General features: G+C 43.7%; 19 protein-coding genes. 10 read left to right on the top strand and 9 right to left on the bottom strand.

Features of this window, described 5'->3' with window-relative positions; genetic code table 11:
- Positions 1-24: 24 nt before the first annotated feature.
- The gene (locus tag AC07NA_RS19500; RefSeq protein ID WP_494899192.1) at positions 25-1014 is read left to right on the top strand and encodes a hypothetical protein; all 990 of its coding nucleotides are present in this window, start codon (positions 25-27) and stop codon (positions 1012-1014) included.
- On the opposite strand, the gene AC07NA_RS19495 is transcribed toward AC07NA_RS19500, so the two are convergent.
- From AC07NA_RS19495 to AC07NA_RS19480, 4 genes are read right to left on the bottom strand one after another with little or no spacing between them, the layout of a single operon-like run.
- Complete coding sequence (locus AC07NA_RS19495; protein WP_494899191.1) at positions 1009-1626, bottom strand: rhomboid family intramembrane serine protease; 618 nt, start codon at positions 1624-1626, stop codon at positions 1009-1011. The genes AC07NA_RS19500 and AC07NA_RS19495 overlap by 6 nt on opposite strands.
- Positions 1623-3365, bottom strand: coding sequence for a M14 family zinc carboxypeptidase (locus tag AC07NA_RS19490; RefSeq protein WP_494899190.1), 1743 nt, complete (start codon positions 3363-3365; stop codon positions 1623-1625). The genes AC07NA_RS19495 and AC07NA_RS19490 overlap by 4 nt, the downstream gene beginning before the upstream one ends.
- Before the next feature lie 26 nt (positions 3366-3391).
- On the bottom strand, positions 3392-3751 hold the full coding sequence (locus AC07NA_RS19485; protein ID WP_494899189.1) for an MmcQ/YjbR family DNA-binding protein: 360 nt from the start codon (positions 3749-3751) through the stop codon (positions 3392-3394).
- A gap of 1 nt (position 3752) precedes the next feature.
- A complete protein-coding gene (locus tag AC07NA_RS19480) occupies positions 3753-4469 on the bottom strand; it encodes a putative outer membrane beta-barrel protein (protein ID WP_494899188.1) in 717 nt (238 codons plus the stop codon).
- A gap of 81 nt (positions 4470-4550) precedes the next feature.
- Between AC07NA_RS19480 and pepT the strand changes: the two genes are divergently transcribed.
- Complete coding sequence (gene pepT, locus AC07NA_RS19475; RefSeq protein ID WP_494899187.1) at positions 4551-5801, top strand: peptidase T; 1251 nt, start codon at positions 4551-4553, stop codon at positions 5799-5801.
- A 385-nt stretch (positions 5802-6186) separates the two neighbouring features.
- Here the strand turns inward: pepT and AC07NA_RS19470 are convergent, their stop codons facing one another.
- A complete protein-coding gene (locus AC07NA_RS19470; RefSeq protein ID WP_494899186.1) occupies positions 6187-7425 on the bottom strand; it encodes a peroxiredoxin family protein in 1239 nt (412 codons plus the stop codon).
- Positions 7426-7487: 62 nt separating this feature from the next.
- Positions 7488-8627: an acyl-CoA dehydrogenase gene (locus tag AC07NA_RS19465; RefSeq protein WP_494899185.1), complete on the bottom strand. Its 1140-nt coding sequence runs from the start codon at positions 8625-8627 to the stop codon at positions 7488-7490.
- Positions 8628-9184: 557 nt separating this feature from the next.
- Between AC07NA_RS19465 and pnuC the strand changes: the two genes are divergently transcribed.
- The 6 genes from pnuC (at position 9185) to AC07NA_RS19435 (ending at position 14188) form a co-directional block, all read left to right on the top strand.
- Complete coding sequence (gene pnuC / locus AC07NA_RS19460; RefSeq protein ID WP_494899184.1) at positions 9185-9805, top strand: nicotinamide riboside transporter PnuC; 621 nt, start codon at positions 9185-9187, stop codon at positions 9803-9805.
- A gap of 348 nt (positions 9806-10153) precedes the next feature.
- Positions 10154-10681, top strand: coding sequence for an AAA family ATPase (locus tag AC07NA_RS19455; RefSeq protein WP_494899183.1), 528 nt, complete (start codon positions 10154-10156; stop codon positions 10679-10681).
- Positions 10682-10815: 134 nt separating this feature from the next.
- Positions 10816-11388: an RNA polymerase sigma factor gene (locus AC07NA_RS19450; protein ID WP_345212824.1), complete on the top strand. Its 573-nt coding sequence runs from the start codon at positions 10816-10818 to the stop codon at positions 11386-11388.
- The gene (locus AC07NA_RS19445) at positions 11385-11951 is read left to right on the top strand and encodes a hypothetical protein (RefSeq protein ID WP_494899182.1); all 567 of its coding nucleotides are present in this window, start codon (positions 11385-11387) and stop codon (positions 11949-11951) included. The genes AC07NA_RS19450 and AC07NA_RS19445 overlap by 4 nt, the downstream gene beginning before the upstream one ends.
- Complete coding sequence (locus AC07NA_RS19440) at positions 11932-13323, top strand: hypothetical protein (RefSeq protein ID WP_494899181.1); 1392 nt, start codon at positions 11932-11934, stop codon at positions 13321-13323. The genes AC07NA_RS19445 and AC07NA_RS19440 overlap by 20 nt, the downstream gene beginning before the upstream one ends.
- Before the next feature lie 103 nt (positions 13324-13426).
- A complete protein-coding gene (locus tag AC07NA_RS19435; protein WP_494899180.1) occupies positions 13427-14188 on the top strand; it encodes a TerC family protein in 762 nt (253 codons plus the stop codon).
- A gap of 303 nt (positions 14189-14491) precedes the next feature.
- Here AC07NA_RS19435 and AC07NA_RS19430 read toward each other — a convergent pair whose 3' ends face one another.
- Positions 14492-15679 (bottom strand): class I SAM-dependent rRNA methyltransferase, encoded by a 1188-nt coding sequence (locus AC07NA_RS19430; RefSeq protein WP_494899179.1) that lies wholly within the window; start codon positions 15677-15679, stop codon positions 14492-14494.
- A 269-nt stretch (positions 15680-15948) separates the two neighbouring features.
- Between AC07NA_RS19430 and AC07NA_RS19425 the strand changes: the two genes are divergently transcribed.
- Entirely contained in the window at positions 15949-16782 is an 834-nt protein-coding gene (locus AC07NA_RS19425) for a hypothetical protein (protein ID WP_494899178.1), read from the top strand.
- Between the two features lie 8 nt (positions 16783-16790).
- Here the strand turns inward: AC07NA_RS19425 and AC07NA_RS19420 are convergent, their stop codons facing one another.
- The gene (locus tag AC07NA_RS19420; RefSeq protein ID WP_494899177.1) at positions 16791-18101 is read right to left on the bottom strand and encodes a carboxypeptidase-like regulatory domain-containing protein; all 1311 of its coding nucleotides are present in this window, start codon (positions 18099-18101) and stop codon (positions 16791-16793) included.
- Positions 18094-18663: an RNA polymerase sigma factor gene (locus tag AC07NA_RS19415; protein ID WP_494899176.1), complete on the bottom strand. Its 570-nt coding sequence runs from the start codon at positions 18661-18663 to the stop codon at positions 18094-18096. The genes AC07NA_RS19420 and AC07NA_RS19415 overlap by 8 nt, the downstream gene beginning before the upstream one ends.
- Before the next feature lie 81 nt (positions 18664-18744).
- Between AC07NA_RS19415 and AC07NA_RS19410 the strand changes: the two genes are divergently transcribed.
- Entirely contained in the window at positions 18745-20637 is a 1893-nt protein-coding gene (locus AC07NA_RS19410) for a vWA domain-containing protein (protein WP_494899175.1), read from the top strand.
- Positions 20638-20918 lie beyond the last annotated feature (281 nt).

Genomic DNA, 20918 nt, shown 5'->3' with positions numbered 1-20918 from the left:
AATTTCATGCTTATCTTTGCGACCATGCCGGCACAAATTTATAATCCGTTCGAGAATTTTAATTTTAGTAACAGAAACTGCTTTTTAACCGGGCAGCAACTGATTAGTGAGGAAGAGAAGATACAGGTTTTTCCGCAATGGCTAATGAGCCGTTTTAATTTACAGGATCAGCCTTTTAAGCTGCTTGATGAAAGCATGGCTACCTATAAAGACCTTAAATTACCCTGCTCGGCACAAATTAACCACGACTACCTCGAACCCCTCGAAAACGAAATAGCCGAAGCTTTTGAGCGTGGATATGATGCCGTTAAACAGCTGGACGAAGTAAAGCTTTTTCAGTGGGCGGGCAAATTATTGTACGGTATCATTTTTAACGAGATACAAGCCGGCATACGCCAGCAGCACAATAATGGCGAAGATTTTAACATGTCGCAGGCTATTATACACCGGTTTAGTCACCTGCATTTGATGTTGCAAAGCCTTAATCTGCCTATCATATTTGACGAATTTACACCCTTCAGCCTTTTCCTGTTCAAAGTAAATAATAGCGAAGATATTTTTGGCTACCGCGATGAGATCAATACCCTTACATTTTCGTTGCGTATTAAAGATTTCGGCCTGATCATTTGCTTGCAGGATAACGGCACCAACAGAAACTACCATCACGAAGTGTTGGCAAAAATAGGCGACGAGTTGCTGCATCCTATTCAATTTGAAGAAATGAACGCACGGTTGTTTTATTCGGCCTACCTGTTTAACCGCTTGCCCGAATACAATATATTACCCGTTAACGAGGATATTTATATTGAAGCTATGCCCCTGAGGGGTATGAGCAGCAAGCCATTGTTTGATCACTGGATGAACAAAACCTACGGCCAGGTATTGGAAAACTTCTGGAAAAACTGGGGCTTTTTGCTGCTGGAGATCATCAAAGATCCCGAACACCCGGTAAGCTACCTGCTTGATAAAGAAGGCGAATTTATTAAAGCTAACGATATTACCCTCGCCCTATAGCCTTATCCCGAATTGGCTCAAACAAATAGCGATAACATCTGGATTAAGCGCAATGGTGATCAATAAACCGCTAAGCGCGCCATATAGGTGGGCATCGTGGTTAATGGCATCGTGTGAGTGTTTCGAGGCATAGGTGCAATACAATAAGTAAAGCCCGCCAAATATATACGCCGGTATTGGAAATGGGATAAACAGTATACCCATCTGGCTTTTAGGGTAATACAATATAAAGCTGAAAATAACCCCGCTTATAGCTCCCGAAGCGCCAAGACTGTGGTAGCCATAATTATCGCGCTGCTTGTAAATGGTCGGTAAATCGCTCAATACCAACGTTGCTACATATAGCAAGCCAAATTGCCAGTGCCCTATAGTCGCTTCCAGCATAAAGGCGAAGAAATAGTAGGACATCATGTTAAAGATGAGGTGCATCCAGTCCTTATGGATCAGCCCGCTGGTGAAAATGGTATAAATGTATTGCTTACGCGATACACTATACGGGTGCAGCATAAATTTACCATAAAGCGTTTCGTTTGAAAACGCCATTAACGAGGTAATAATGGTAATTATAAATATGAGTGAGGCCACCGGGGCCATCTGAAGATATTCAATCATTTAAGGTCAAGTTTGGTATCGGTCAATAACCTGCCGATAGGGTAGCGAAGATATGTTTTTTCGAAATAAGGTGAGTTGCGGTACACAAAATATAGCTGTGCTTCGGCATCGGTGGCCAGTATGCTATCCTTCGCCTTGGCTTCGTCGAGTTTCTTGCGTAGTTCAGGGTCTTTCTTTAGCAGGTCGGCAGCCATGTCTTCAAATACATAGTCGGAGAAATATTCCTTTTGCCCCAGTACCGAATCAAAAAAGTTCCAGGCAAAAAATGAATCAACACCCTGGGGTTCCAGCGTTTCAACAATATAGCGGTTTACCGGCTGGTTGGTGTACACTACGTAATCGCCGGCGTAAAACTTAATTTTGGCATCAACCGGGTTTAGCTTTACACCATTATGGGCATAATGCCCTTCGTACGGACGAGCCGCTGTTTTATAATCATCAATATAATACATCTGCAAAGCCAGCGTGGTATCGTGGCTAAGGGTTTGCATCTTTACGCCGTTAAGTTTAAACAGGTCTATCACCTTACCCCAGGCCTGCGGTATAACATAAGCCACGGGTTTATCAACAGTTATTATTGGTTTATAGGTATTATAGAACTTTACGGTTTTGGTGTAAGGACTGTTCCTGTCGTAATACAAACGTTTTAAGCCACTTACTTCGCTGGTTTTGTACTTGGCCTCGTAGCCTTTAAAGGTGATGGTATCTACCTTTTCCATATCCAAAGTCCAGGTAAGCGGGAAAGTTTTCTGCTTTTTAACCTGCTCATCTGCCTGGTGTTTCAGCTTACCTATCTGTTTTGCATCGCGGGCAATAGTGTTAATAAAGTTTTGCATTAGCGCGTAGGTGGCGTAGACCCGTTTATCAAAAGGCTTTAACATATGGGTTTCGGCCATGTAGCTGATCATGTTGTGCAATACTGCATAGCCTGTTGAAAACCTCGGCGATTCCATAAAACTCACAATGCCCGAATCCGGCAGTCCTGTTTCGCCCGCGCCATAAGGGATCATCTCGAAACCATCCTTTTTCATACCGCTATATAGGGCAGGGGTGAGGGTTTTGGTGGTGTAATTGGCCAGCAGGGGAGTCTGCTTGTCTTTTTGGGTTTCAATCAGTGTCATTACATACTGATAGTCGGCGCCATCGCTGGTATGGTTATCCAGCAGTACTTCGGGCTGCCAGGTATTGAGGATCTGCTCAAAAGCGAGCGCGTTACGACTGTCGGCCTTAATAAAATCGCGGTTCAAATCTAAATTGCGGTAATTACCCCTGAAGCCGTGTGCCCGCGGGCCGTTTTGGTTGGCGCGGGAAATACCCCGGTTCATGCTGCCGTCAATATTGTACAAGGCTATAAAGCAAAGCACTACATTTTTAGGCAATTGTTTATTTTTCAGCAGATCGCGTACCAGCATCATACTGGCATCAATTCCTTCCGGCTCGCCGGGATGGATGCCGTTGTTGATGAGAAATACCCGCTTATCCTGCTTTTTTATCAGCGCCGGGTCAAACACCTTATCAGCCGATAATACGACTAAAGTAAGTGGCTTGCCTGCATCGGTACTGCCGTAATTAATTAGCCGCATTTGCGGATATTGGGTAGCCAGCTTTTTGTAATAAGCAATTACTTCGGGATAAGCAGCGGTATAGTTTTTATCCTTACTTTGTTCAAAAGGAGTAAGCTGGGCAAATGTGCCGGTATATATAATACTGAAAAAGAGGGCGGCTAAAAAACGTTTCATCAGTTAAATTTAACCAAATATACCGCTCAGGTAGTAGCCTCGTTAATTTCGGCCTGTAATTTTTTGGTTAGGCCTTTAAATACCAGGTCGTATGAGTGGTCAACCATATCTAACAACTGTTTGAGGGTTAGGCTGCCGTTAATAAAAACGGTATTCCAGTTGGCCTTGTTCATGTGGTAGCCGGGCTGTACTTCGGTATGGCGTTCGCGTAGGTCAATAGCCAGTTCGGGATCGCACTTTACATTAAAACGATCGCCTTGCGGCAGGCCAGCCAGTAAAAATATCTTATTGCCAACCTTAAATACCAGCGTATCATTATCAAAAGGGAAGCTTTCGGTTACACCCGGTTTGGCAAGGCAATGGTCGCGTATTTCTTCAATGTTCATTTTACCTGATGCGTCTTATAAATTTATTATAAGATACCTCCCTGCCAAAATCGTACCTTATTCCTATGGTGATCTGGTTGTACTGATCGGGCTGATCATTCTTGAATATTTCGGGCGGGTCATTATAGCCATCTAAACCTTCGCCGAAGGTGAAGTTGTGCACATAACCTATGGTAATCCGCAGATACGGGTCGTCGTACTGGTCAAATATCTTAAACTCGTAACCAAAGCGTACCGGCACCATAAAGTTGCTGCTTTTATCTACCCCCGGAAACCTGTAGCCCACATTGGTACGGCTGTAGCGGTTTGTTTTATTATTGTTCATGATAAAGCCTACGCCTGTGCCGCCGTAAAAGCCCTTAATCGCATCCAGAAAACCGCTGTACGAATACTCGATGAACGAACCAAGTTGCACATCGCCGTAAATCAGGGCAGCCTTATAGTTATTAGTGAATTGACGGGTATCCTTATCGCTAAAAATATCGCCGCCCGAAAGCCGACCGAACTGAAATTCGGCAGTAAGCGGTATGTATGGATTATAGTTATACGTAATAGTTGCCCCGCCCGAATAACCAAAATCAGTTTTTTGCAGATCGCAAAATGGTTTGGTCATGCCGCCGGTTATACCAATCGCCCATTCGCGGTAATTATAACTTTGCTGGGCCATCACTTTTGCAGTAACGGTAAATAGCAGGAGTAAAAAAAATATTTTTTTCAAGGTTCAAGGGGTATTAAAATGATAATTTAGCATTGGTAAGATACGCTGAAAACGGGGTTATCTGCCCTAAATCAAATATACATGAATAACCTGAATAACTATACCGTGACCGAACGGTTTTTAAGATATGTAACGATAGATACCCAATCAGACCCTGAATCGGAGACTTTTCCATCCACCGAAAAGCAGAAGAACCTGGGCCGTGTATTGGTACAGGAACTATTGGAAATGGGCGTTGCCGACGCGCATTTAGATGAGTTTGGCTATGTATATGCCACCATTCCTGCCAATACCGATAAGGCTGATGTGCCGGTGATCTGCTTTTGCTCGCACATGGATACCTCGCCCGATTGCAGCGGCGAAGGTGTGAAACCTATTATTCATGCTGATTATAACGGGGCTGATATTGTACTGCCCGACGACGAAACACAGGTGCTCCGCCTTGCTGATCACGCCGACCTGAAGAATCAGATAGGTAATGACATTATCACCGCCAGCGGCACCACGTTGTTAGGTGCCGATAATAAAGCAGGCGTAGCCGAAATTATGGATGCCTGTTATCAACTGATCAATAATCCGGAGATAAAACATGGAAAAATCCGGGTATTGTTTACCCCGGATGAAGAAGTTGGTAAAGGTGTGGATAACGTAGATATTGAAAAGCTGGGCGCTTATGCAGGTTATACTATTGATGGCGAAAGCGCGGGCAATATGGAGAACGAAACCTTCTCGGCCGATGGCGCTAAGCTTACCATTAACGGGATCAGCACGCACCCCGGTTTTGCCAAAGGCAAGATGGAAAGCGCCATAAAGATTGCCGGTAAAATAGTAGCGGCATTGCCGGATAACCTGTCGCCCGAGCATACCGAAGATATGCAGGGTTTTATACACCCGGTTGGTATACAAGGCTATGTGGAAACAGCGGTAATCGACTTCATTATCCGCGATTTCGACGATGAAAAACTGCACCAACATGCCGAAGTATTGAAGCAGGTGGCAGATGATATACTTGCAGGATTTCCCGGTTCATCATACTCATTAAAAATAACCGCCCAATACCGCAACATGAAAAAAATGCTCGACCAGCATCCCGAAATAGTTGAATACGGTATGGAAGCCATCAAACGCGCCGGGTTGAACGCAAAGCTATGCAGCATCCGCGGCGGTACTGATGGTTCGAGGCTATCATTCATGGGGCTACCGTGCCCTAACATATTTGCAGGCGAACATGCCTTTCACAGTAAACAGGAGTGGGTATCGGTACAAGACATGCAAAAAGCGGTAGACACCATATTGCATTTATGCGCGATATGGGAGGAGCGGGCTTTTTAGTTGTGGGTTGTGGGTTGTGTGTTGTAAGTTGTGAGGGGAGGGTTTCAGGATTGGGGTTTCAGGGTAGGGAGGATAAAAACCTGAGAGCTCCATTAGAATTACTCATCCGGTCTTAGCTTCGCTCCACCACCTTCTCTGCTGCGCAAAGAAGTGATAGCTGTACTCCGCCCTCTTTACGAAGTAGAGAGGGTCGACCAGCGAAGCGAAGTCGGGGTGAGTTGATTGCCCGTTTATCCGCGATGCAATCGCTAACCCATATTAAGCACACGTCGCAGACGTGCGCAATTAGAAAAGAAAAAGGGTTACGAAGTTTTCAAAACTTCGTAACCCTGTCTTATCCCTCGAAAGGTCCTGATTCCTGTCTCTTAATTCCTGAATCTAAACCTCACTCTCCTGCTTTCTCCGCCAGCAAATCATCCGTCAGTTTCTCAAATTCGCTGATGAATTCGGTGTAGTGGGCGCCTGTAGCCGGGCCGCTAAACCCGGTGTGTATTTTGCGTACTTCGCCTTTTTTATCAATGATAATAGTTGTTGGGAAGCCCACTACTTTGCTCAACGCGGGTAAGCTTTTGGCTGTTTCTTTTTTGTCGCTGGTGTAACCGGTTACCAAAATTGGGTACGGAATATTGAACCTGGCTTTCAGCGGCAGCAATGCCTTTACCGATTTGTCGAAATCTTTGGTACGTTCATAAGCCAGGCCTACTACCTCTACGCCTTTAGCCTGGTATTTTTTGTAATAGTTAACCATGTAAGCGGTTTCGTCCATACAGTTTGGGCACCACGAACCTAATATTTGTACAATAACCACTTTGTTTTTGAAGCGGTCGTCGCTGGTGGAGATAGTTTTGCCATCTAAACCGGGAAAGCTGAACTCCAGTTTTTTATAACCCGGGTTTAAAGCCGTCAGCGAGTAAGCATCCGGGAGTTGGGCGTTCTCGTTGCGTACGGCTGTCCAGGTGGCAGAGCCTGAATAGCCCGAATAAAACCTGCCCGATGTTAGTATATTGGCATCGCTGATTTTCGCCTTAAACAAAAACGCGTGGCCGCCATCAAAGCACGAAAGGTATAAACTATCGGCAGCTACAACGCCCTCTAAAAAGCGGTAATCGCCGGTGGTAGTTAAAAATGTACCTGTAATTTTTTGTCCGCTTTGCTTAAACTCACCTACGGTGCTGTCGCGCCCTTCGCCCTCACCAAACACTGCCGACCAGCGGCCGCCTAAATTTTGAGTTGGTTTTGCCGGTTCTTTAAAAAAACGCCAGTTGGTGTTGGGGGTAGCGGTAAAATCGGTAAGTACATCGGCAGTCGCGGTATGTTTTATCCATTTACCGGCGAGGTTGCCGTTGGTTTGTTTCAGCTTAAATTCGGTGTTAAACAGCGGCATCTTTATAAATACCGAATCGCCCTGTGTGGTAACGTCGGTTACTTTAAAATGCTCGTTGCCGTTAATAATGGCCAGTTGCGGTTTGCCACCTTGCTGACTAACCTCAAAATTAAAAGGTATCTCATTGCCCGACGCGGTTTTTAAAGCACCACGCCAGGTGCCTGTTTTTAGTTGTTGTGCAAAGCCTGCGGTAAATGTAAATAGTACTGCCGCGGCCGTTATAAATATTTTATTGATCATCCCTCTTGAAAAAAATCTACTAAGTTGATATACTTTCTTCCAAAGGTAAATAAAAAGCCCAATTACTTTAGCACTTCGCGGGAAATGACAATCTTCTGAATTTCGGAAGTGCCTTCGTAGATCTGCGTAATTTTGGCGTCGCGCATCAACCGTTCTACATGATATTCTTTTACGTAACCATATCCGCCATGTATCTGCACGGCTTCAACGGTAGTTTTCATAGCAGTTTCGGAAGCGAAGAGTTTGGCCATAGCGCTCATTTTGGCGTAGGGTTGTCCATTATCTTTCAGCCATGCCGCTTGCAGGCAAAGCAGGCGGGCCGCTTCAATTTCGGTAGCCATATCGGCCAGTTTAAATTGAATGGCCTGGTGCTCGGCAATAGGTTTTCCGAACGATTTACGTTCTTTAGCATATTGCACCGCCAACTCGTAAGCTCCCGAGGCAATGCCCAAAGCCTGCGCGGCTATGCCTATACGACCACCCTCCAACACCTTCATGGCAAACTTAAACCCAAAGCCATCTTCGCCAATGCGGTTCTCCTTCGGCACTTTAACATCGGTAAACATCAGCGAATGTGTATCCGACCCACGGATGCCCATCTTATTTTCCTTTGGCCCTACAGTAAAACCGGCCATGCCTTTTTCTACTATAAAAGCGTTGATGCCGTGATGCTTTTTCGCCGCATCGGTTTGCGCGATAACGATATAGGTTGATGCCGAATTACCATTGGTGATCCAGTTTTTGGTGCCGTTGAGCAGGTAATGGTCGCCCATATCAATAGCCGTGGTGCGTTGCGAAGTAGCATCAGAACCGGCTTCGGGTTCCGACAGGCAGAACGCGCCTATCTGCTCGCCCTTGGCCAGTGGTACCAGGTATTTCTCTTTTTGGTAATCGCTACCGTAGTTTTCCAGCCCATAGCAAACCAACGAATTATTTACCGATACCACTACCGATGCAGAAGCGTCCACCTTTGAAAGCTCTTCCATAGCCAGCACGTACGATATGGCATCGAGGCCACTGCCGCCGTATTGGGGCGCTACCATTATGCCTAAAAAGCCCAGTTCGCCAAGTTTTTTAATTTGTTCTGCCGGAAACTTCTGGTGTTCGTCGCGCTCAATTACACCGGGTTTTAATTCGGTTTGTGCAAAATCACGCGCGGCCTGGCGTATCATCAACTGCTCTTCGGTTAATTGAAAGTCCATCGGTTTATAATTTAATTGAAGGTATGCGTTTGGTATGCAAGCATAGTAAATTTTAGTCAAAAAAAAAGAGAGCTTTTTTGAAGCTCCCTTTCCCCTAATTAATTTAAACTATTGATTAAACCCAAAACAAAGAACATAAAATCCCAGCCTGGGCGTCTGAGAATTCAAAAACAAAGTTTTTCAAAGGTAGATGTTGTTTTATATTTCTTCACAGATGATGCAAGGTCGATAAGGGAATAACAAACACGAAGCCACAATTTATAAACTTTGAAAAGGGGAGGTAACTAACCTGTTACAAATGGCCGGAATAAAATATTTTAACTGAAAAATTAACCTGATTGTAATTTTTTTAAGAAGAATTTATTTTGACAAATAATACATGTTACAACCTTAAAACATACGCTATTTTGTACACTGTATGTTATTTAAAACACATTTATGTATTTTATTCACTACAATGTCTTATTTTGATGGCACTTTTTGAGTAGTATTTGTGTGCAATTTTGTGTTGTTAACGTTTTGCTGCCATTTCGTTGAGGTTAATATAAATGCTTAACATGTTATATTTGGCAATAATGAACATCAGCCAGGAATTAAGCCAGTGGTGGCACCAGCAAACAGCTATCGAAATGGCTGGCTTTGTAACCGGCCTGGCCTGCGTTTACCTCGCGGCCAAAAACAATATCTGGAACTGGCCTTTCGCCATCGTTAATGTGAGCATCTATATCTTCATTTTTTTCAAGGCACACCTTTTTGCCGATATGTATTTGCAGGTATACTTTTTATGGATGAATATTTACGGCTGGTATTACTGGAGCCATAAGCCCGGGGCGGCACTTAAAACCCCGGTAAAATTAATTACCCGGCAACAGGTTTTGCTGTTTTCGGCAGCAATAATAGTGTTCACCGTTATATTAGGCAGCGTTTTAAAATACACCACGGCATCATACCCATATATCGACAGCTTTTGCGCCGCTTGTAGCATGGGCGCGCAAATATTAATGGCCCGCAAGGTATTAGAGAACTGGCTGATATGGATATTTGTTAACGTAGTATATGTAGGCGTATACCTGTTTAAAGATCTTCACCTTACTGCAATAATGTACGCCGTGTACATTGGTATAGCATTATTAGGCTATATTGAATGGCGACGAGACTGGAAGAAGCAGGTAGAGTGATGAAGAAAATGGAGTTATTCGTCAGCAAACAGCTTCGGGCGAAAGCGGGCAGAACTTTGGTGGCCCAAGAGCGCAAAGGCGGGCATAGCGAACTTGTTGCATGCGGGATGGAATAGCGCAGTGGGGCAAAAGTTCCAGCCCTAAGTTCTGCACGGTTTGCAGGGCATGGATATGTGCGGCAAGAAGCCTTTTGCTGGACAAGCCTTTTGTTACTTTTGGGCTCAAAAGTAATGGGGCACTGCGCCCAAGAGCAGACTAACGTTGATTACAGCACAAGCAAAACCTAAGTGGAGATTGCTTAGTACCTCGCGATGACAATCATCATTATTTTTTAATAACAAAGCATAAATGAATAACCCCTCTATAATAAAAATAGCCATCGTTGGGCCCGAGTCAACGGGAAAGTCAACCATGTCGGCGTACCTGGCGGAGTATTATAATACGATATGGGTACCCGAGTATGCACGCGGGTATTGTGAAAAACTTACCGAACCCTGTACCTGGCAGGACGAGATCAACATGTTTTACGGACAAATAGCTCTGGAAGAAGAGATGCTGCCACAGGCCAACCGTATTTTAATATGCGATACTACCTTTATTACCGTAAAAATATGGAGCGATGAAATATTCGGTCGCTCCCCGCAGGAGGTACTCGACGAACTACCAAAACACCCTTATGACCTGTACCTGCTGTTGGATATCGATATGCCGTGGGCGGATGACCCGCTGCGAAACTTCCCCGATATGCGTGAGCACTTTATGCAGGTTTGGCATAATGAGCTAAAAGCGCTTAATGCCAATTACCGGGTGATCTCCGGCCTGGGTGATGAACGCTACCAAAACGCAGTAAACGCTATCGACGCGTTTATTGGCTAACTATTATTACTGTGCTTTGGTAATATGCTTATTTTTATAATTGTTTGATATTTAGCTGTATTAATAAAATATTAAATAATTTATCACTCTCCGTGCAACGTTGGTAAATATCATGTGTCATATAACCAGAAAGCTTGATATCACAGTTGGAAGCCATATATATAGATAAACATTACGACCTGGTGGTTGAGTGTAAGCAGGGCAGCAAAAAAGCCTGCTACGAGTTATACCGCCTGTATTCTAAAGCCATGTTGAACGTGGCCTTCAGGATATTGGGAAATATTGCCGAAGCCGAAGATATTCTTCAGGAGGCTTTTCTGCACGCCTTTAACAAGGTGCACGATTTTAGGCAGGAAACCACTTTCGGGCTATGGCTCAAGCAAATTGTGGTATCGCGCTCCATCAACCTGCTGCGTAAACGCAAGCTGGAATGGGCCGAAATGGAAGGCGACGAGCTGGAAAACATACCCGATGAGGTAGCGCCCGATGATGATGAAACGCAATATAAAGTGGCCCAGATAAAACAAGCCATGAACGAATTGCCCGAAGGTTACCGTGTAGTATTATCGCTATACCTGCTTGAAGGCTACGATCATGAAGAGATAGGACAGATTTTGAATATTACAGAAAATACATCAAGAACACAGTTTTTGAGAGCAAAAAGAAAGTTGAGTGAAATTTTAAACAGAAAGGGAATTAAACAATGAGCAAGCGATTAGAAGATTTCATTAGAGCTAACCACAATGAGTTTGATGAGCTTGAGCCCCGCATGGAGCTTTGGGATAACATTGAAAAGCAGCTGACATTAAAGGGCGGCGATCAGCCAAAAAAGCAAGAGGCCAAAACCTTCTCGCTTGGCTTTGTGCTCCGGGTGGCCGCTTCCGTTATCGTTGTGATGGGTATAGGTTTCGCGTTGTATCTGCACAACGGCAAAAAACAAGGCGTAGACCTGGCCGCTATTAACCCAACTTATGCCAAACAACAAGTGCAGTATGCCTCAATGGTGCAAACCAAGCGTACCGCTTTAAAAGAACTGGCAAAATCAGATCCACAGCTATATAAAGAATTTAATGCCGAGTTGACAAAAATGGATTCGGCCTACAAAAAATTAAGTGTTGATTTAGGTACCAGCCCTAACCAGGAACGTGTTTTACGTGCAATGATCCGGAACTTGCAAATACAAACCGAAGTGCTTAATCAGCAGCTAAATGTGATAGAACAATACAATCAGATGAAAAAGGAAGAGAAAAATGAAATCAAAAGTATATAACCCCGCACTTTTTGTACTTATAGCGTTTTTGGCTATCAGTACACCCGGCCTGGCACAAAATGCCATTGCAGTGCCCCCAACACCACCTGCAACTCCGGCTCCGCAGGTAAACCCGGTTCCGCATGTTATTGTGATACCGAAAGATTACCACATTAGTAAGGATAAAGATTACCAAAAGAGCATGGCCAAATTGCAAACTCAAATGAAAGAGCTGCAAAAAAAGATGAGTAAGCTTAAGCTGGATAAGAACCTGAACAAGACCCTTACTTATACTTTTAAAAATTTGGATAAAACTATTACGACCAGTGTTAACAGCAGCTTAAGCAATCTCAACACCGATCTGGATATCAACTTTGATCACTTTGAGCCGCTGGCATCGGTTAATTATGATACCAACTCAAATACGATATTAATTAGTGGCGACAATAACATTCAAACACAGGATCTTGACGAGCAGGTGAAAACCTACAGCAAAAGTTACTCTGCCGATAGGAATGATGTACTTAGCATTGATAACCGTTATGGTAAGGTAACCATAAATACATGGACCAAAAACGAATTTAAGGTTGATGTGCAGATAAAAGTAGGTACCAACCGCGAAGGTGAAGCCAAAAAGATGCTGGATAATGTGAACATCAGCGATGGTAAGGATGGCGAAACCGTATGGTTCAAAACCAAAATTGACGATGAAAGCAATGGCGGCTCGTGGTCATCACTCTTCTCGGGCAGAAAAGTGGTACGTAAAATGGAGATCAACTATATTGTATATATGCCGGTTAAAAATGGACTGATAGTAAGTAACCGTTATGGCGCTACCGTACTGCCCGACCTCACCGGAAAGCTGAATATCAACAGTGCTTATGGCAACCTTACCGCGAAAAATTTGAGTAACCCCGATAACGTGATCAAGGTGAAATACGGCAGTGCCAATATCGAAGGCCTGGTAGGCAGCGACCTCGATGTGGCTTATGGCAGCCTTATACTGGGTGCCAGCGATAAACTAACCGCTAATGTAAGTTATGGTTCGGCCAAAATTGGCAGCATCAAAACATCGGGCAATATCAACGTACGCTACAGCGGCACGCTTAATATAGCAACGCTCGATAGAAACCTAAAGGCCTTGCAGGTAAATTCATCCTACTCGGGCGTAAAGGTAGGCATGGGCGCCTTAGATAATGTTGACTTTGACGTAACCGTACATTACGGAAGCTTTAATTATGATAACAATACCGTAAGCGTGGTTAACCAAACCCCATCCGAAGAAGAAAAAGGCTGGAGCTCTACCAAAAACTATAAAGGTAAGCTGGGTAAAGGTAATGGCGATAAAGTGATTACCATTAAATCAAGCTACGGCAGCGTGAAATTTGAATAAGCCCCCTTTCGATTTTAATTAATATACTAATTACCGCAAACCCTTGCCCCACGGCAGGGGTTTTGTTATTTTAGGCACTCCAAACACTCACACTGCCCATCCTATGGAAATATTTTCGAACCCGGAAACGTGGATCTCCCTCATTACCCTTACTGTGTTAGAAATTGTATTGGGTATTGATAACATCATCTTCATCTCCATACTTGCCGATAAGTTACCTAAAGATGAACAGAACAAGGGCCGCAAGGTAGGTTTGGGCATGGCCCTGATCACCAGGATATTGTTATTGCTGTCTATCAGCTGGGTAATGAAACTCACCTCGCCACTGTTCAACCTTTCGGGCTTGTTTGGTATTACCAATGCCGAATGGGTAGAAAAACTGGCTATCTCCGGCCGCGATTTGATATTGCTGATAGGGGGCTTGTTCCTGATTTATAAAAGCACGCATGAGATACACGGCAAAATTGAAGGCGAAGAAGAAGAAACCAACGTTAAGCCGCATTCTTTTTGGGGAACCATCTTCCAGATCATGATACTCGATATCGTTTTCTCGCTCGACTCGGTAATCACCGCCGTGGGCATGGCCGAACACGTGGAGATCATGATAGCGGCAGTAGTCATCGCGGTGGGTATCATGATGTGGGCATCTGAAAGTGTGGCCGGCTTTGTGAATAAGCACCCTACTGTAAAAATGCTCGCACTGTCGTTCCTGCTGCTCATCGGCGTGTCCCTGCTTGCCGAAGCCTTAGAACAGCACATCCCGAAAGGATATATCTATTTCGCCATGGCTTTCTCGGTACTGGTTGAAATGCTGAACCTTAAAGTTAAAAGTAAAAGCCAGGCAAAGAAGGCAGCCAAGAAATAAAAGAATTTGAAAAGCATCCCTCCCGAGGGAGGGATGCTTTTCAAACGAATATTCGTCTCTTAATTCTTAACTCTGCGATCGGTGTTATCAACAGTGTTCAGAAGATTATTTTAATTCCCTCCTTGAGGAGGGGTGTGTTGGGAACAGTGATGGGAGGGAGGTGTTTATGCAGTATTTTAAAATAGCTGATGAACCCAGATAGTTGACGTCGCTTGTACAGACCCCTCCCTACCCTCCCGTGGGAGGGATGCCTTTCAAACAAGTATTCTCGTCTCTTGATTCTTAACTCTTGCGTCTCAAAAACTAAAACACTCTGCACAACAACCCCTTCAAATACTCACCTTCGGGGAAGGATGACCTTACCGGATGATCTTCGGGTTGGCAAAACTGGTGGATGAACTGTACTTGTTTACCGGCATCCAGCGCGGCCCAGGCAAGTACCTGTTTAAAGGTTTCCATATCCATAGCGCCCGAGCAGGAGTAGGTAGCCAGCAAACCGCCCTCGTTAAGCAATAGCATGCCTACACGGTTAAGGTCTTTATAGGCGCGGGAGGCACGATCGAGCGCGGAGCGCGATGGCGCGTATTTGGGTGGATCGAGTATCACAATGTCGAACTTTTCGCCTTCTTCTTTGAACTTGCGTAACTGCTTGTTTACGTCAGACTGTACCGAGGTATGTTTACCAGTGTCGAAATTATTCAGACGGATGTTTTCTTGCAGGGTTTCAATGGCCAACGCCGAACTATCTACACTGCATACCGATGAAGCGCCGTTTTTGAAGCTGTTAAGCGTAAAGCCGCCGGTATAAGAAAAGCAATCGAGCACCTTTTTGCCTTTGGCGTATGATGCTACAATTCGGCGGTTATCGCGCTGATCGCAGTAAAAGCCCGATTTTTGTCCTTCGGCGATGTTGATGCCGTAGGTTATACCATTCTCTTTTACCTCCACCAGTTCGGGTGGATGTACGCCGGCCAGCAGGTTATTCACAGTTTCTAAACCCTCATGCGCACGGGATGATGCATCGCTTTTATCAAAAATACTTAATGTGTTGAGCAGCTTTTGTAGTTCATCGATAATTACCGGCATCACATTTTGTATGCCTGATGTAAGCACTTGTACAGCCAAATGATCGGCATATTTATCAACGATAAGTCCGGGCAGGTAATCGGCTTCACTAAAAATTAGGCGACAGGTATTGGTACTGCCATCTTCTAATATATGCTTGCGGGCGGCCACGGCGGTAGCTACTTTGGCACGAAACCAGGCTTCGTCAATAGCTGTTTCCTCGTCCCATTCCAGCAAACGTAAAGCAACCCGCGATTGATCGTTGTAAAAACCATAGGCCATAAATATGCCCTGCGCGTTCAATAACTTTACCACATCGCCATTAGCCGGTTTACCCTTTACCTTTTCAATAGCCCCCGAAAACACCCACGGATGACGTTGTAAAACCGCTTTCTCCTTACCCTTTTTAAGTATAGCATTGATCATAACCGCAAAGGTAACGAAATTAAGAGCAGGCAAATAAGAATTAAGTATTAGCAGTAATCTATCCAATGGCATATTATAGACGGGTCATCCTGAGCTTGTCGAAGGATTGTGTGCAGAGGCCTTTTACCCACGTACCCTTTGACAAGCTCAGGGCGACAGCCCATCCCAAATCATATATCATTACACCCTTAAAGTGCTCCCGGAATTTTAAACTCAGTAGGAAATACGTTTTTTGTTACTTTTGAACATTGCCTTTACCATTACATATTATGAAAAAGCTTGTTTACGCGTTATTAGTTGTCATTCTTTACGCTTCGTGCCAAAGTAAAACCACGCATCAGGATGATGATACCTCTAAAATTGTTGCACCCATAGCTAACGATGCGCCGGAACTTATAAATACTTTTAAGCCTATAATTAATGGCATCTGGATTAAAAAAGATTATATCGATAAGATTAGTAAAACCAAATCGCCATACGCGGCAAAAGATCTGGCCGAAGGTATAACAGGGATGGAGATCAAAGTAGGCTCTATTAAAGATGATAGCCTTATGGTATTAGTCGGATGGAATAATCACGATGCTGGTGAGATGCCTTTGAAATTTCGCAAAGGGAAAAGGCCATTTACAATTTTGCTTGGTGGAAACGATTTTGGATACGAGATAAAGGGCAAGGATACTCTGCTTGTTTTGTACTATGCGGAGGGAAATGTTAACCAAACTATTAAATTTATAAAGGCGCCCAATTTAAGCCCTGATGCTGGTTTACAGCCAGGTTTGGATAAATTAGTAAATCAAGCCATAATAACAGGTACTTACATTTTAAACGATAGCTTAAATGTGCATAATAAAGTACAGTTTACTACGGATGGTAAGGTAAATGGCTTAAGCAATTTTGAATTATATAATCTCCAAACCGATTTTAATTCAGGCCCAATGAATAATATGGATGAAATAGCTTTCGATGAGTATAAGAAAAATCAAGCTAACTTCATTTTTTTAATAAATAGGGATACATTGAATATTTATGAAACGCTTGCCAATGCCGATTCTTCAGAACTGGTTTTAGGAACGTTAAAGTATAAATTGGTCAGAAAGCATTAGTAACAATACTACTCCGTTTTCCTGAACTTGATGCTTAATTTGATCTCCTTAGGTTCGCCGTTGAGTTCGCCAATCCATTTAGGGCCTTCCTGTACCAAATCTATAGCCTGCTGATCAGTTTTAGGGCTTACGCTTTTCAGTATCTTAAACTCGCTTAAATCACCATCTGCTTCAACAATAAATGATAGTTTAACGGTTCCCTGTTTGCCATCCGGCGATTCGGCTGTTTGACCCAGATATTTGTTATACTCTTTCCAGCCGACTTCGGGGTGGGCGCTTTTTACAGGCTTTTGTGGTCTGCTATAGCCTGAAACTACTACCTCGTTTAAAGATTTTGAGTTAGGTTCCATAGCAATAACCAAAGAATCGAGGTTTTTATTAACCTTGATCTGTTTATTTTCAAAGCCTATAAAGGAAATATCTAATATTGATTTTTCGGGAACAACAGCAATTTTAAATTGACCGCGGGCATCTGTTTGTGTTGCTGTATTAGCGCCAATTACACGTATATTCACACCCGGAAAAGGCATGCCTGCTTCATCTAATACAGTTCCTGTAAAATAGCTTGGCGATATTTTTAAACCTGAAACTCTTCCTGCTAATGTATTTTGTACATCCTTTGATGCTTTTTTCAGAATATCATTTTCAGATACTTTTGCGTCCGCTGCATTATTTCCAAATACAATAGGTGAGGTGCCCGGTTTAGCATTGGCTGATAAGGATTTGTCTTCCTGTTTTTTGGTTGAGTAATCCATCACAACCATTTCTTCAAGCGCGCCGGTTGAATCTTTACCCTTACTGCTCTTATCAAATAACGGTACGCTTTCTTTTACTACAGGGGGGGCAAATCTTTTAGCCCGGTATCTGGTAGGGATGTATGCTTGTGCGGGAGGTTCCGTTTCAATTATCACTTCATCATTTGTAGCAGAATCCGGTTTTTTTTGCAAATCTACAGGCGGTGGCGGAGTTTGCTGTGCTTTTTCGGCCAGCGCTATCTTAGGTTTTTGCGCGCTTTGTTTAGTATCCTTATTTAATACCAATATACCTACAGTTAGCACAATCAGTATTGATGCGGCTATAGAAATTACCTTCCAGGGGATAAGCCTTTTTACAGGCGGATTCAGGCGTTGCTGTAACCGGGCTTGTATATCGTTCAGGTTACTTCGCTGATCGGCAGCCGCTTTTTCGTAGCCCTCTATGGCATCTGCCAAAAAAGGATCGTGCAGTGCTTCGCGTTCCAGTTGGTGCATAGCACGGGCATCCAGTTCCCCGTTAAGGTACTTGGTTATTCGCTGCGATATGTCGGTTCGTTTATTCACTGTTCTTCTCCAGGCAAATTTTAAGGTTGCGCTTTCCGTTTTGTATATAACTTTTTACTTCGTTTAAGGTATAACCGGTTACTTCGGTAATTTCTTTGTAGCATTTTTGCTGCAAATAAAATTGGTTTACGCTTTCTTTTTGCGCGCCGGGTAACTTATCCATACATCGTTCCAAAGCTTTAATGTGCTCTTCACTATATTCATTATCAGGATGCAAAACGGGAGTGAATTCCATAAAGTCGTCCAAATTAACGGTATCTACCTTTTTGGCCGACCGCAATTGCATCAGGCAATAATTACGGCTTAGTACGTAAAGCCAACTCCGGAACTGCTTAATATCGTGTTGCTTAGCTTTGGTTATCAGTTCTTCAAATATAGCCATTACAGCATCTTTGGCAGCATCTTCATTGGGCAGATACTTTAAACAAACACCATAAACTATAGGAGCATATTTTTCATACAGCGAGCCTAAAACCGACAGGTTACCACTGCTGCGGTAGCTGTTCAGCAACGCCGTATCATCCGCGTCGTCAGGTTTATTGGTTCGTTTAAAAAAGTTCATTTATGGCGTCACAAAATAAATTTTTTAAATGGTTTATGGAAATCTGCTTTTGGGTGCATCCTATCGGCAAAACCAGTAATCATGAAAAGGATCATTATCATTATTTTGCTGTTCACCGGCTTAACGGCATTTAAGCTAAACAGCAGCCGAACTATCAGCGGTACCGTATCTGATCAATTGGGCGTATTGCCAGGTGTGTCGGTAATTGTTAACGAAACAAATATCAGTACAGTTACCGATGCAAAAGGTTATTACAGTATTACGGTGCCCGATGGCAAAAAATATCTCACTTTCAATTTTATAGGCTTTATTAAGCAAACAGTTAAAATAGGGTCGCTTAATATCATCAATGTAGTACTTAAAGAGGATGGTAAAGCGTTGAACGAAGTTGTGGTTTCGGGCTATGCGTCCCCTGTAATAACGAAAAAAATGCGCCGCTCTGCCGAAAGTGTTATGATGTATAAGGCAACAACGAAAGATGTAAATTATGGATATTCAGATAATAAAGCCTTTTCGCCACCACCAATGGCCGAGAATACCGAAAGCTACAAAGGCATCACCGAAAACGGCTTTAATATAGCTAAGAGCAACCCATTATCCACCTTCTCGGTAGATGTGGACGCGGCATCATACAGTAATGTTCGTCGTTTTATAAATGGTGGGCAATTGCCGCCTGCCGATGCGGTGCGCATTGAGGAGATGATCAATTATTTTAATTACAACCTGCCGGGCCCTGCGGGTAATGAGCCGGTAGCTATCCACACCGAGCTATCATCAGCACCATGGAATAGCAAACACCGCCTGCTGCGCATCGGCCTTAAGGCTAAAACTATACCTGTTGATAATTTACCTGCCTCGAATTTGGTTTTTCTGATCGATGTTTCGGGGTCAATGGAGAGCGAAAATAAACTGCCGCTGGTAAAATCATCTATGAAAATGCTGGTAAACCAGTTGCGTGCTAAAGATAAGGTAGCTATTGTGGTATACGCAGGCGCGGCAGGTTTAGCCTTGCCACCAACCGACGGCGATAAAAAAAGCACTATTAACAATGCCATTGATAACCTGAATGCCGGTGGCTCAACAGCAGGCGGCGAAGGGATTAAACTGGCTTACCGTGTAGCTGCCGAAAACTTTTTAAAGGAGGGCAACAACCGCATTATACTGGCTACCGATGGCGATTTTAACGTAGGCGCTTCCAGCGATGATGATATGGAAAAGCTGATCACTAAAAAGCGAGAAAGCGGTATTCATCTATCGGTATTAGGCTATGGCATGGGTAATTATAAAGATAGCAAGATGGAAACCCTTGCCGATAAAGGTGATGGCAACTATGCTTATATAGATAACATTACCGAAGCCCGCAAAACGCTGGTTAGCGAGTTTGGTGGCACTTTATTCACCGTGGCTAAGGATGTTAAGTTGCAAATTGAGTTTAATCCGGCCAAAGTACAGGCTTATCGTTTGGTGGGTTATGAGAACCGGATGCTGAATAAAGAGGATTTTAATAACGATAAAAAGGATGCCGGTGATATGGGCAACGGGCACACCGTTACCGCCTTATACGAAATTGTACCTGCCGGGATAAAAGATGACTACAGCGGTTCGGTTGATGCTTTGAAATACCAGAAGACCGATGAAAAACCGGCGGCATCAAGCTCTGATGAAATGATGACTATTAAATTCAGGTATAAAGATCCTAAATCATCAACCAGTAAGTTAAGCCAGGTGGTTGTGAAAGATATGCCTAAAGAATTTAACAATACTTCTACCGATTTCAAATTTGCCGCTTCTGTAGCTGAAATAGGGATGTTGCTGCGCGATTCGCAATTCAAGCAGAACGCTACTTATGATCAGGCCATCCGCATAGCCCGTTCAGGCAAAGGCGACGACCATGAAGGCTACCGCGCCGAATTTATCAAACTGGCAGAAAGCGCGAAGCTGTTGGCGAAATCGGAATTGGCGGCGGGAAAATAGGGTGGTTTTAGAGTCAGGAATTTAGATACAAGAGACAAGAAAGAGACGGGAACAGATAGACAAGAGTTAGCCCGAAGAACCTACTTAAACCATATATATCACAAACAGAACCAGCGGTGGGGAAGCCACCGCTGGTTTGCTATTTTACTCTTTTGTTGTTGCATTTTACATTGATCGTCATTGCGAGGAGGAACGACGAAGCAATCTCTAAACTATACAGAGCGGCTCTGAAAGTCGGGGATTGCTTTCCTACGTTCGCAATGACGATAGGGGAATATTGT

It is taken from the genome of Mucilaginibacter sp. GW821-FHT07G05, assembly GCF_059418565.1.
The sequence above is the reverse complement of the archived record's forward strand: the minus strand, read 5'-3'. Positions and strand labels throughout refer to the sequence as shown.

Coding starts and splice junctions, on each gene's coding strand:
- pepT (WP_494899187.1), top strand. CDS start 4,551: ATGAATAACCTGAATAACTATACCGTGACCGAACGGTTTTTAAGATAT.
- AC07NA_RS19435 (WP_494899180.1), top strand. CDS start 13,427: ATGGAAATATTTTCGAACCCGGAAACGTGGATCTCCCTCATTACCCTT.
- AC07NA_RS19430 (WP_494899179.1), bottom strand. CDS start 15,679: ATGATCAATGCTATACTTAAAAAGGGTAAGGAGAAAGCGGTTTTACAA.
- AC07NA_RS19440 (WP_494899181.1), top strand. CDS start 11,932: ATGAAATCAAAAGTATATAACCCCGCACTTTTTGTACTTATAGCGTTT.
- AC07NA_RS19415 (WP_494899176.1), bottom strand. CDS start 18,663: ATGAACTTTTTTAAACGAACCAATAAACCTGACGACGCGGATGATACG.
- AC07NA_RS19445 (WP_494899182.1), top strand. CDS start 11,385: ATGAGCAAGCGATTAGAAGATTTCATTAGAGCTAACCACAATGAGTTT.
- pnuC (WP_494899184.1), top strand. CDS start 9,185: ATGTTATATTTGGCAATAATGAACATCAGCCAGGAATTAAGCCAGTGG.
- AC07NA_RS19470 (WP_494899186.1), bottom strand. CDS start 7,425: ATGATCAATAAAATATTTATAACGGCCGCGGCAGTACTATTTACATTT.
- AC07NA_RS19410 (WP_494899175.1), top strand. CDS start 18,745: ATGAAAAGGATCATTATCATTATTTTGCTGTTCACCGGCTTAACGGCA.
- AC07NA_RS19495 (WP_494899191.1), bottom strand. CDS start 1,626: ATGATTGAATATCTTCAGATGGCCCCGGTGGCCTCACTCATATTTATA.
- AC07NA_RS19490 (WP_494899190.1), bottom strand. CDS start 3,365: ATGAAACGTTTTTTAGCCGCCCTCTTTTTCAGTATTATATATACCGGC.
- AC07NA_RS19465 (WP_494899185.1), bottom strand. CDS start 8,627: ATGGACTTTCAATTAACCGAAGAGCAGTTGATGATACGCCAGGCCGCG.
- AC07NA_RS19455 (WP_494899183.1), top strand. CDS start 10,154: ATGAATAACCCCTCTATAATAAAAATAGCCATCGTTGGGCCCGAGTCA.
- AC07NA_RS19485 (WP_494899189.1), bottom strand. CDS start 3,751: ATGAACATTGAAGAAATACGCGACCATTGCCTTGCCAAACCGGGTGTA.
- AC07NA_RS19425 (WP_494899178.1), top strand. CDS start 15,949: ATGAAAAAGCTTGTTTACGCGTTATTAGTTGTCATTCTTTACGCTTCG.
- AC07NA_RS19500 (WP_494899192.1), top strand. CDS start 25: ATGCCGGCACAAATTTATAATCCGTTCGAGAATTTTAATTTTAGTAAC.